Source organism: Pseudomonas sp. S2_A10 (assembly GCF_054668465.1).
In genome coordinates, this window is sequence record NZ_CP162773.1 from 1472085 (window position 1) to 1484129 (window position 12045).

11 protein-coding genes and 1 riboswitch are annotated in these 12045 nt (G+C 60.6%); of the genes, 7 read left to right on the top strand and 4 right to left on the bottom strand.

Annotation, left to right across the window (positions count from 1 at the left end):
- The first annotated feature begins 185 nt into the window (after positions 1 to 185).
- Together ligB and AB4N41_RS06785 are read left to right on the top strand one after the other, a co-directional pair.
- Positions 186 to 1862 carry an NAD-dependent DNA ligase LigB gene (gene ligB, locus AB4N41_RS06780; RefSeq protein WP_460138369.1) on the top strand — a complete coding sequence of 559 codons (1677 nt, stop codon included), beginning with the start codon at positions 186 to 188 and terminating at the stop codon, positions 1860 to 1862.
- A gap of 97 nt (positions 1863 to 1959) precedes the next feature.
- Positions 1960 to 2355, top strand: coding sequence for a DUF1090 domain-containing protein (locus AB4N41_RS06785; protein ID WP_016772779.1), 396 nt, complete (start codon positions 1960 to 1962; stop codon positions 2353 to 2355).
- 165 nt (positions 2356 to 2520) lie between these two features.
- Here the strand turns inward: AB4N41_RS06785 and AB4N41_RS06790 are convergent, their stop codons facing one another.
- Complete coding sequence (locus AB4N41_RS06790; protein ID WP_095181353.1) at positions 2521 to 2970, bottom strand: c-type cytochrome; 450 nt, start codon at positions 2968 to 2970, stop codon at positions 2521 to 2523.
- 128 nt (positions 2971 to 3098) lie between these two features.
- On the opposite strand from AB4N41_RS06790, the gene mltA reads away from it, so the two are divergent.
- Positions 3099 to 4271, top strand: coding sequence for a murein transglycosylase A (gene mltA, locus AB4N41_RS06795; RefSeq protein ID WP_252868409.1), 1173 nt, complete (start codon positions 3099 to 3101; stop codon positions 4269 to 4271).
- A gap of 90 nt (positions 4272 to 4361) precedes the next feature.
- Here the strand turns inward: mltA and AB4N41_RS06800 are convergent, their stop codons facing one another.
- On the bottom strand, positions 4362 to 4745 hold the full coding sequence (locus AB4N41_RS06800) for an MAPEG family protein (RefSeq protein WP_024014628.1): 384 nt from the start codon (positions 4743 to 4745) through the stop codon (positions 4362 to 4364).
- Between the two features lie 347 nt (positions 4746 to 5092).
- Between AB4N41_RS06800 and AB4N41_RS06805 the strand changes: the two genes are divergently transcribed.
- Positions 5093 to 6262: an MFS transporter gene (locus AB4N41_RS06805; RefSeq protein WP_252877038.1), complete on the top strand. Its 1170-nt coding sequence runs from the start codon at positions 5093 to 5095 to the stop codon at positions 6260 to 6262.
- A gap of 224 nt (positions 6263 to 6486) precedes the next feature.
- Complete coding sequence (locus tag AB4N41_RS06810) at positions 6487 to 7752, top strand: cation:proton antiporter (protein WP_024014630.1); 1266 nt, start codon at positions 6487 to 6489, stop codon at positions 7750 to 7752.
- On the opposite strand, the gene AB4N41_RS06815 is transcribed toward AB4N41_RS06810, so the two are convergent.
- Positions 7753 to 8640 (bottom strand): formate/nitrite transporter family protein, encoded by an 888-nt coding sequence (locus AB4N41_RS06815; protein ID WP_041476959.1) that lies wholly within the window; start codon positions 8638 to 8640, stop codon positions 7753 to 7755. It abuts the gene before it with no gap.
- A 193-nt stretch (positions 8641 to 8833) separates the two neighbouring features.
- Positions 8834 to 9241, bottom strand: a complete 408-nt coding sequence (locus tag AB4N41_RS06820) for an acyl-CoA thioesterase (protein ID WP_071173389.1) — start codon at positions 9239 to 9241, stop codon at positions 8834 to 8836.
- Positions 9242 to 9439: 198 nt separating this feature from the next.
- Positions 9440 to 9538, top strand: a riboswitch (S-adenosyl-L-homocysteine riboswitch).
- A 23-nt stretch (positions 9539 to 9561) separates the two neighbouring features.
- Between AB4N41_RS06820 and ahcY the strand changes: the two genes are divergently transcribed.
- Positions 9562 to 10971, top strand: coding sequence for an adenosylhomocysteinase (gene ahcY, locus AB4N41_RS06825; RefSeq protein ID WP_016772771.1), 1410 nt, complete (start codon positions 9562 to 9564; stop codon positions 10969 to 10971).
- Positions 10972 to 11130: 159 nt separating this feature from the next.
- Entirely contained in the window at positions 11131 to 11976 is an 846-nt protein-coding gene (gene metF / locus AB4N41_RS06830) for a methylenetetrahydrofolate reductase [NAD(P)H] (RefSeq protein ID WP_056786871.1), read from the top strand.
- The last annotated feature ends 69 nt before the right edge of the window (positions 11977 to 12045 follow it).

Genomic DNA, 12045 nt, shown 5'->3' on the forward strand with positions numbered 1-12045 from the left:
CGTGTGGGGCTTTTTCATGCCTGACAGATTGTTGAGATCCCTGTGGGAGCGAGCCTGCTCGCGAAGGCGCCCGCCCATGCAACGTCAATTCAGAATCCGGAAACACCTCGAAAAACACCCCCGGTAACGCATTTCGAATCCTCACCTACCCTTCAAATATTACCCCCGAGCAAGGACGCTCAACGATGCTCTTCACACTGCGCCTGTTGCTGGCTTTCCTGCTGGCACTCATCACCCTTGTCAGCCAAGCCAACTGTCCGAACTGGGATCATTCCCAAGCCCAACGCGAAATCACCAGCCTGCAAAACCGGATCGACCAATGGGACGACGCCTATCACCGCGAAGGCCGTTCATTGATCAGCGACGAACTCTATGACCAGTCCCGACTGCGGCTGAAAGAATGGCAAGCCTGTTTCAACCAACCCACATCCCCGCAGCCGTTGCGCACCGCGTCCGGCACGGTCACCCACCCCATCGCACACACCGGTCTGGACAAGCTGCACAAAGTCGAAGACGTCGCCCACTGGCTGCGCGATCGCCAGAACGTCTGGGTGCAGCCCAAAGTCGACGGCGTGGCTGTCACGCTGATCTACCGCCAGGGGATATTGCAGCAGGCGATCAGTCGCGGTGACGGGGTCAACGGCCAGGACTGGACAGCCTCCGCGCGCAGGATTGCAGCCATTCCGCAACGTTTGAGGCAGCCACGGGATCTGCTGGTACAGGGCGAACTCTATTGGCGCCTGAGCGCGCATGTTCAATCACAGTCCGGCAGCGTCAATGCCCGCGCCACCGTTGCCGGGCTGATGGGGCGCAAATCCCTCGATGCCGAACAGGCCGCCGGGATCGGCCTGTTTGTCTGGGACTGGCCGCAAGGTCCTGTGCGGCTGCCGGAAAGATTGTCCGAACTTCAGACATTGGGGTTCGCCACAACCGAGCCCTATACCCAGCCCGTCACCCGATTCGAAGGCGCGCAAAAATGGCGCGAGCACTGGTATCGCTCGCCACTGCCCTTTGCCAGCGACGGCGTGGTGCTGCGCCAGAGCCAACGGCCACCCGCCGAACGCTGGCAGGCTCGCGCGCCGTATTGGGCGATCGCCTGGAAATACCCTTTCGCCCAGGCATTGGCCGAAGTGCGCAAGGTCAATTTCAAGATCGGCCGCACCGGGCGGATCACGCCGGTGCTGGAACTGCTGCCGGTCAGACTCGATGACCGCGAAATCAAACGGGTCAGTGTCAGCTCACTCAAGCGCTGGCAAACCCTCGACATCCGTCCCGGCGATCAGGTGGCAATCAGTCTGGCCGGGCTGACCATTCCGCGCCTCGACAGTGTCGTGCTGCGCACCAGCGAACGGGCGGACATCAACATCCCCGATGCTGGCGACTACCACGCCCTGAGCTGCTGGCAACCGACGCCGGGGTGTGAAAGCCAGTTTCTCGCGCGTCTGACCTGGCTCAGTGGCAAGCAGGGCCTGGCCATGCAGCATGTCGGTCGCGGCACTTGGGAGAAACTTTTGGAAACAGGCCGTCTGAAACACCTGCTGGATTGGCTGACCCTCGATGCGTCAGAGCTTGCTAACATTGCCGGCCTCGGCGAGCGCAGCAGCGCACGGCTGATCGACAGTTTTCAGGGCGCGCAGCAACAGCCGTTCGCTCGATGGTTGAAAGCGCTGGGCATGCCGCCGACCGGACAGGCACAACTGGACGATTCGTGGCAGGCCCTGGCACAACGCGACACTGAACAATGGCAGGCAGAAGCCGGTATCGGCCCGGGACGCGCGGCGCAACTGAGCGCATTCTTTCGCGACCCGCAGGTACTGGCTTTGAGTGACACCCTGAAAGCCGCCGGAATCGACGGCTTCTGAACCTGCAATCCCCGCCCGGCGGGAACCCAACGGCCGGCCAGACGCTCCAACAGCGCAGTGCCCTCCCACCCCGATTGCCTTTGCACATGGAGCTTTTATGAAATTTCTCGCACCGCTCGCCCTGCTTACTCTTTGCGGCGTCATGGCCGCCCCGGTCATGGCCGAAGAAGACGGCCCGGGCCTGACCGGTTGCGCTGCCAAGAAGCAGGGCATCATCAATCAGATCGAACAGGCCAAGTCGCGCGGCAACATGGAGCAGCAGGCAGGCCTGGAAACCGCACTGCGTGAAGTGAACGAACATTGCACCGACGCCGGGCTGAAAAAAGAACGTGAAAACAAGGTGCTTGAGGCCAAGCATGAGGTGAGCCAGCGTCAGGCGGACCTCGACAAGGCCATGAAGAAGGGCGATCCGGAGAAGATCAACAAGCGCAAGGAAAAGCTCGCCGAGTCGCGCAAGGAACTGCAGGAAGCGCTGGACGAGATCGATAAGTAACCCAAGCCCTGTGGTGAGGGGATTTATCCCCGTCCGGCGGCGAAGCTGTCGCAAATTCGACTGGTCGGGTCCGACTGAAAAAACCCGGCTGTATGGTTTTGGGGCTGCTTCGCAGCCCATCGGGGATAAATCCCCTCGCCACAAGGTACTCAGCAGCCTCAGGAATCAATGATCGCGAAACTCTTTATGGCAAGCACTGCAGGCATCCTCGACTTTCTGCACTGCCGGTCCGAGATTGCTGGCCTTGTACGGCTGAACCTGACTGGCGACCACCAGTTCACCGGTAGCCGCTTCGAGGGCGCGGGCCAGTTGCTGAAAACGCGCCTGTTTCTGCCAGACATCGTCCTTGGCGCTGGTGTGATCTTCCTCGCGCACCTGCGGAAAATGCTTCCACGGTTCATGGGCCAACGCATCAAGTCTGACCGCGCCCTCGGCAAATTTCGGTCCGTCGAAGGCAATGCGCCCGCGCAACATGCCGCCGAGGTCTTCGCTGGTCTTGAGCATCTGCTTGAAGATGGCCTTGCGCTGGCCCAGCGGCGAATTCGGGTCGACGCCGCCACAGGCGGACAAGGTCAGACAGGCCAGCAATACAACAGCAATTGGTTTCAGAGTCATGATGGCTTCAGGTCGCGGAAATCGGCGGCCAGTATCCTCGGCTCACCGCCAAACACCAATAGCCCTATTAAAAATACGGGTTGGTCGAGCGCATGGAGCTCTCGGCCAACCGGCACAGGAATCACTCCATGAACAGCCGCTTCACGGCCTGGCGTCACCCGCTTATCGTCACCCTTCCACTGCTCGCCATCCTCGCCGGTTGCACAGGCGGCGACAGCGCCAAACCAAAAACCCATGCGCTGGCCACCTATTCCAGCGCGACCTGGGAAGCCTTGCCCGCGGTCTCCGACAGCGATCTGGTCGCCGGTTTCGGCTCGTGGCGCAGCGCCTGCACACGACTCAAAGCCGACGCAGTCTGGGGGCCGACCTGCGCTGCGGCGGTGAATGTGCCGCAAAGCGCCGCCGAGATTCGTGCATTCCTCAAGCAGAATCTCGATGTCTACGGCCTGCGCGCCGAGAACGACAACCCCAACGGTCTGATCACCGGCTACTACGAACCGGTGTACCCCGGCAGCCTGACGCCAACCGCAACGGCGAACGTGCCGGTGTATGGCGTGCCGGAAGACATGATCATCGTCTCGCTCGACAGCATTTACCCGGAATTGAAGGGCAAGCGCCTGCGCGGCCGCCTCGAAGGACGCGTGCTCAAGCCTTACGACGACGCGGCGACCATTGAATCCAAAGGTGTGAAAGCGCCAGTGGTCGCCTATCTGACTGATCCGATGAATCTGCAATTTCTGCAGATCCAGGGCTCGGGCCGGATCCAGACCGAGGACGGCAAACAGTTGCGCATCGCCTACGCCGATCAGAACGGCCACCCGTACCGACCGATCGGTCGCTGGCTCGTCGAGCAAGGCGAGCTGAAGAAAGAAGACGTGACCATGACCGCGATCAGCAACTGGGCCAAGGCCAACCCCACGCGCATTCCGCAACTGCTGGCCAGCAACCCGAGCTACGTGTTCTTCACCCGCAACCCGGACAGCAACGAAGGCCCGCGCGGCTCGCTGAACGTGCCGTTGACCGCCGGCTACAGCGCGGCAGTGGATCGCAAGGTGATTCCGTTGGGCAGTCTGTTATGGCTGTCGACCACCAAACCGGATGGCACCCCACTGGTGCGCCCGGTCGCGGCGCAGGACACCGGCGGCGCGATTGCCGGCGAGGTGCGCGCGGATCTGTTCTGGGGCACAGGCGATGCGGCCGGGCAACTGGCCGGGGACATGAAACAGCAGGGGCAGATCTGGATGCTCTGGCCTAAAGGAAAAGAGCTGCCGCAAGTGCCGCAGGTGGCTGACAAACCCTAAAGGCAAAAGATCGCAGCCTTCGGCAGCTCCTACAGGAGTATGCATTCCTCTGTAGGAGCTGCCGCAGGCTGCGATCTTTTGAGCCTGCTTTCAGATGGACACAAAGAAAAACGAAGCAATCAGCCCCATCCCGATAAACCACACCACCGAACGCAGTGCAGCCCAGTCAGCCAGGTAGCAAATGATGTACAGCAGGCGGCTGGTGATAAACAGCACGGCCAGCACATTGACCGTCACCAGCTCCGCAGTGCCGACCAGATGCGCAACGATCACCGCAGCGGCAAACGCGGGCGTTACTTCAAAACTGTTCAGTTGCGCGGCGTGGGCGCGACGGGCGACGCCATCGACGCTGTCGAGAAAGTCCCGTGGATCGTAATTGTCCTTGAGGCGGAAACCGCCGGTGGCCTTTGCCACGATCGTGCACACGTACGGCAGGAAAATCGCGATCAACACACACCACAGAGCCACTGTCATAACGTCGTCCTTTTTTCGATTGGAGAAATTGGCGAGCGGTCAGAACTTCATCACCAGCATGCCGATCAGCACCTGCCCACAGGCTAAGAGCAGCGCCCGGCCGAAAGGTTCTTTCAGGCGGATATTTCACGACAGCGTCTACGGTGAACATCCGAATCCGGAACCGATTAGTCAGATTATTGATTCGCCATGTGTCAGCAGCTGTTTATACTGCAACCCACCACGCCGTACTCAGCTGCACACCAAAAAACTCCAATAAAAGCTGCCTGCTCCGCTTTCTTCGAAAACGGTCGCTGGCACGCGTATGCCTGATCAAAGCGTCAAGACTACCGACAGAGACCTTGCGCATGCCCCTCGCTTTACTTGCACTCGCCGTTGCCGCATTCGGCATCGGCACCACCGAATTCGTCATCATGGGCCTGCTGCCCGACGTTGCCCGCGATCTGGCGGTGAGCATTCCTCATGCCGGGCTGCTGATCACCGGTTACGCCCTGGGCGTGGTGTTCGGCGCACCGATCCTGGCGATCGGCACCGCCAATATGCCGCGCAAAGCAACACTGCTGGGCATGACGCTGATGTTCATCCTCGGCAACGTGCTCTGCGCGCTCGCGCCGAACTACGCGACGCTGATGGCGGCGCGCGTGGTCACGGCGCTGTGTCATGGCGCGTTTTTCGGCATTGGCTCGGTGGTTGCCGCCGGCCTGGTTGCGCCGAACAAACGCGCGCAAGCCATTGCCATGATGTTCACCGGCCTGACCCTGGCCAACGTGCTTGGCGTGCCACTCGGCACAGCGCTGGGCCAATACGCTGGCTGGCGCTCGACCTTCTGGGCGGTGTCGGTGATTGGCATTGTGGCGGCGTTGGCGCAATGGTTGTGGTTGCCCAAACACATCGCGATGGACAAGGCCAATCTCGCCAGCGAATTCAAGGTGCTGGGCAAGGCCAACGTCTTGTTGGCGCTGGGCATGAGCGTGCTGGCCTCGACCAGCCTGTTCAGCGTGTTCACGTATATCGCACCGATCCTGCAAGACATCACTGGCGTCAGCCCCCACGGCGTGACGGTGATGCTGCTGTTGTTCGGCGTCGGCCTGACAGCGGGCAGCATGCTCGGCGGGCGTCTGGCCGATAGCCGCTTGCTGCCGTCACTGGTCGGCGTGGCACTGGCAGTTGTGGTGATTCTCGCAGCGTTCAGCCAGACCAGCCGTGCGGTGATTCCGGCGGCGATTACCCTGGTGCTATGGGGGATTTTCGCTTTTGCGCTGTGCCCGATTCTGCAGCTGCTGATCATCGATCAGGCGCATGAAGCGCCGAATCTGGGTTCGACGCTGAACCAGAGCGCGTTCAACCTTGGCAACGCAGCAGGTGCCTGGATCGGTGGACTGGTGGTTGCCAGCGGCGCGGATCTGACGGATCTGCCGTGGACCGGGGCGCTGGTCGGCGTGCTGACGGTGCTGACGGCGCTGTTGTTCATTTACCTGCAACGTCGGCAGGCGAGTGCGGTCAATGTGTCTGGCTGAGACCTCTATTTATCCCCCTTGGGCTGCGCAGCAGCCCCAAAACCTTCAATCGGGTTTTGTCAGGAATAATCGATAAACCGGATTGCGACGGCTTCGCCGCCGAGCGGGGATAAATCCCCTCGCCACAATGAACTGTGGTGTGTCCCATGTCGCTGTTCGCCCATCAAACCCCTGCGTCCAACCTCCGGTCGCGCTCCATTCACCCCTCATCCAAAGGACCCCGGATGCTTGAACTTGTCGCCGCTTTCATCTGCCTCACCACCCTCCTGACCTTCGTCAATTTCCGCTTTATCGGCCTGCCGCCGACCATCGGCGTGATGGTTACCGCCCTGCTGTTCTCATTGCTCCTGCAAGGCCTCAGCGTCCTCGGCTTTCCCGGCCTCGAAGATCGCGTGCAGCAACTGATCGGCCAGATCGATTTCGGCGATCTGCTGATGAACTGGATGCTCTCGTTCCTGCTTTTCGCCGGCGCCCTGCACGTCAACTTGAATGACTTGCGCAGCTACCGCTGGCCGATCGGCCTGCTGGCGACCTTCGGCGTGTTGATCGCCACCGTGGTGATCGGCAGCCTGGCCTTCTACATTTTTGCCCTGTTCGGCTGGCACGTGAGTTTCCTCTACTGCCTGTTGTTCGGCGCGCTGATCTCACCGACCGACCCGATTGCGGTACTCGGCGTGTTGCGTACCGCCAATGCTTCGAAGCCACTGAAAACCACCATCGTCGGCGAATCACTGTTCAACGACGGCACGGCGGTGGTGGTCTTCACCGTGCTGCTGGGCATCGCGCAACTGGGCGAAACCCCGACCGTCAGCGCCACGGCCATGCTCTTCGTCCATGAGGCGATTGGCGGTGTGTTGTTCGGCGGGCTGATCGGTTATCTGGTCTATCGGATGATCAAAAGCGTCGAGCAGCATCAGATCACCGTGATGCTGACCCTGGCCCTGGTGATCGGTGGCTCGGCGATGTCCACCGAGTTGCACGTCTCGGCGCCGATTGCGATGGTGGTGGCCGGTCTGATCATCGGTAACCTCGGGCGCAATCTGGCAATGAACGACATGACCCGCCGTTATCTGGACGGTTTCTGGGAGTTGCTCGATGACATGCTCAACGCGCTGCTGTTTGCGCTGATCGGCATGGAGTTGTTGCTGCTGCCGTTCAACTGGCTGCACATGGCCGCCGCAGGTCTGCTGGCGGTGGCGATTCTGTTGTCGCGCCTGCTTACCGTGGCGCCGGCGATCCTGCTGCTGCGGCGCTGGCGCTCAGTGCCGGCCGGCACCATCCGCATCCTCACTTGGGGCGGTTTGCGCGGCGGTGTTTCGGTGGCACTGGCGCTGGCGCTGCCGCTGGGCCCGGAGCGCGATCTGCTGCTGAGCATCACCTACATCGTCGTGCTGTCGTCGATCCTGCTGCAGGGCCTGACCATCGGCAAACTGGTCAAGCACGCGACGCGCAACGAGCCCGCGAGCGTGGCTGAGCCAGCCCACCACTGATCATTTCTTGATCGACTGCGGATCGGGCTTAACAGCCTGATCCGCAGATTCCTTCGGCGCACCGCTTTCGCTGCGAATCTGCGCATGGCTGATCAGCGCGAAGATAAAGCTGCCGCCGATGATATTTCCTGCCAGCGTCGGCCCGGCGAACACCGCCCAGAAATCACTCCACGGCAACTCGCCGGCAAACACCAGATAGGACACTTCCGCCGATCCGACGACGATATGGGTGAAGTCGCCCAGCGCCATGAAGTAGGTGATGAGGATGATGATCCACATCTTCGCGCTCTCCATGGAGGGGATCATCCAGACCATGGTGGCGATCATCCAGCCGGAGACGATGCCCTTGGCGAACATCTGACTGGCGCTGTGTTCCATGACCTTGCGGCCGATCTCGAGGAAGGCGACGTCGGTCTTGCTGTCGAAAATCGGCAGTTCCAGCATCACGTAGGCGACCAGAATCGTCCCGCAGAGGTTGCCGACCAGTACCACCGTCCACAGACGGATCAGTCGCAGAAAATTCTTCAGCGTCGGCTTGGTCATCACCGGCAGCACGGCGGTCAAGGTGTTCTCGGTGAACAGCTGCTGGCGGGCAAGGATCACCGCGAGGAAACCGGCGCAGTAGCCGAAACTGGCGATCACCTTGAATTCGTCTCCGTCGGGCAGGCGCGAATTGAGCAGGCCCATGCCCATCAGGGACAGGCCCATGGTCAATCCTGCCGCCAGCGCCGACCACCACAGCGCGGCAATGCTGCGCTCCAGTTCCTGGTCGCCCTGGGTGCGGATGATTTCATGCAGAACGGCCGCGCGCGGCGGCTGGCTCTTCTCGACTTCGTGCTGCTCCTTGGCCGAGAGGTCGGGGGTCTTTTCGCTGGTGGGGGTGGTCATGGCGTGGCAACCGGTGGGGGGGCGATGTAGCTACGACCGTTGCGCTTGGGAATACGTTCTGTAGGCGCGGCGCAAATCTCTGGATGCACGCCAATCCAGGGTAGGAGCTGCCGAAGGCTGCGATCTTTTGATTTTGATTTTCAGAAACAAGATCAAAAGATCGCAGCCTTCGGCAGCTCCTACAGGGCTCGCATTACTCGCTGACGGCTTCGTCATCCTTGAACTGGTCTTTCACGTATTTGATCTCGGTCCGCCCGTGCGGCGCCGGCAGGCCGTCTTCGCCGAGATTGACGAACACCATTTTCTCGACGGTGAGGATGCTCTTGCGGGTGATTTTGTTGCGCACTTCGCAGGTCAGGGTGATCGAGGTGCGGCCGAATTCGGTGGCGGTGATGCCCAGTTCGATGATGTCGCCCTGGCGCGAGGCGCTGACGAAGTTGATTTCCGAGATGTACTTGGTCACCACGCGCTGGTTGCCCAGTTGCACGATGGCGTAGATCGCCGCTTCTTCATCGATCCAGCGCAGCAGGCTGCCGCCGAACAGGGTGCCGTTGGGGTTGAGGTCTTCAGGTTTAACCCATTTGCGGGTGTGGAAATTCATGTTCACTCCTGAGCGCTTGCCGAAAGATGCGCCCATCTTGGCAGACTGCTCAGTCAGGCTCCAGGCAGCTGCGACTATGGTCGCCATTGGCGATCTTCATCTGGCCGACAGAAACCCTTTGGAAGATCAGCCCGGGCGGCTATAATCGCCCCCGTTTCAAAAAACGGTAACGTTCATTGGCTACCGTTTTCCCGCCACCTGTCCGAGGGGCGCTGCAGCAGGTTCGACCTGTCAGGCTCGGATGGGGCGTTGACCGGCTCACGCCGGACACTAAACGCACAACGGCGCCCATTCGCATACATTACGAATGGAGGCTCTTCATGAGCGCTGTCAACACGCCTGCCGATTTTACCGATTACAAAGTTGCCGACATGTCCCTGGCTGCCTGGGGCCGTCGCGAAACCATCATCGCCGAATCGGAAATGCCTGCCCTGATGGGTCTGCGCCGCAAATACGCTGCCGAACAGCCGCTCAAGGGCGCGAAAATCCTCGGCTGCATCCACATGACCATTCAGACTGCCGTGCTGATCGAAACCCTGGTTGCCCTGGGTGCCGAAGTGCGCTGGTCGTCCTGCAACATTTTCTCCACTCAGGATCAGGCCGCTGCCGCTATCGCTGCCGCCGGTATCCCGGTGTTCGCCTGGAAAGGCGAGACTGAAGAAGAGTACGAGTGGTGCCTGGAGCAGACCATCCTCAAGGATGGCCAGCCATGGGACGCCAACATGATCCTCGACGACGGCGGCGACCTGACCGAGCTGCTGCACAAGAAATACCCGCAAGTGCTGGATCGTGTTCACGGCGTGACCGAAGAAACCACCACTGGTGTACACCGTCTGCTGGACATGCTGGCCAAGGGCGAGCTGAAGATCCCGGCGATCAACGTCAACGACTCGGTGACCAAGTCCAAGAACGACAACAAGTACGGCTGCCGTCACAGCCTGAACGATGCGATCAAGCGCGGCACCGACCACCTGCTGTCCGGCAAGCAAGCGCTGGTCATCGGTTACGGTGACGTGGGCAAGGGCTCGGCCCAGTCCCTGCGTCAGGAAGGCATGATCGTTAAAGTCTCCGAAGTTGACCCGATCTGCGCCATGCAAGCCTGCATGGACGGCTTCGAACTGGTGTCGCCGTTCATCGACGGTATCAACGACGGTTCCGAAGCGAGCATCGACAAAGCGCTGCTGGGCAAGATCGACCTGATCGTGACCACCACCGGCAACGTCAATGTTTGCGACGCGAACATGCTCAAAGCCCTGAAGAAGCGCGCCGTGGTCTGCAACATTGGTCACTTCGACAACGAAATCGACACCGCTTTCATGCGCAAGAACTGGGCATGGGAAGAAGTGAAGCCACAGGTGCACAAGGTTCACCGCACCGGTGCCGGCAGCTTCGATCCACAGAACGACGATTACCTGATCCTGCTGGCCGAAGGCCGTCTGGTGAACCTGGGCAACGCCACCGGTCACCCGAGCCGCATCATGGATGGTTCGTTCGCCAACCAGGTTCTGGCACAGATCTTCCTGTTCGGTCAGAAGTACGCCGACCTGTCGCCAGCGCAGAAAGCCGAGCGTCTGACCGTTGAAGTGCTGCCGAAGAAACTCGACGAAGAAGTGGCCCTGGAAATGGTTCGCGGCTTCGGCGGCGTGGTCACCCAACTGACCAAGCAACAGGCTGACTACATCGGCGTCACCGTCGAAGGCCCGTTCAAGCCGCACGCCTACCGCTACTAACAGGCGCTGAAAGCTCGCTCTCCCTGTGGGAGCGAGCTTGCTCGCGAAGGCGGCTTATCATTCAACATCCGTGTTGTCTGACCCTGCGCTTTCGCGAGCAGGCTCGCTCCCACACCGGATTGCAGCGCCTCGAAGGTACTTGTTTCCAAGGGTATGACCATGTCCCAAGACCGTCGCTACAGCTTCGAGTTTTTCCCGACCAAGACCGATGCCGGGCAAGAAAAGCTGCTCGCCACTGCCCGCCAGTTGGCCACCTACAATCCTGATTTCTTTTCCTGCACCTACGGCGCTGGCGGTTCGACCCGTGATCGCACGCTCAACACCGTGTTGCAGCTGGAAAGCGAGGTCAAAGTACCCGCCGCACCGCACCTGTCGTGCGTCGGTGACAGCAAGGACGACCTGCGCGGCCTGCTGAACGAATACAAGGCTGCCGGCATCAAGCGCATCGTTGCCCTGCGTGGCGACCTGCCGTCCGGCATGGGCATGACCAGCGGTGAGCTGCGTCACGCCAATGAACTGGTGGAATTCATTCGTGAAGAAACCGCCGATCATTTCCATATCGAAGTCGCGGCTTACCCGGAGATGCATCCGCAAGCACGCAACTACGAAGACGATCTCGCCAACTTCGTGCGCAAGGCAAAGGCCGGTGCCGACAGCGCGATCACCCAGTACTTCTTCAACGCCGACAGCTACTTCTACTTCGTCGACCGTTTGCAGGCGCTGGGCGTGGATCTGCCGATCGTGCCGGGGATCATGCCGATCACCAACTACAGCAAACTCGCGCGCTTCTCCGATGCCTGCGGTGCGGAAATCCCGCGCTGGATCCGCAAGCAACTGGAAGCCTACGGCGATGACACGCGAAGCATTCAAAGCTTTGGCGAACAAGTCGTCAGCGAAATGTGCGAACGCCTGCTGCAGGGCGGCGCACCGGGGCTGCACTTCTACTCGATGAACCAGGCCGAACCTAGCCTGGCGATCTGGAACAACCTGAAGCTGCCGCGCTGAAGGTTTTCCATGCGATAAAAAAGGCCCTCACCGGGCCTTTTCACTGAAAAGCACAAATGGAATATTGTC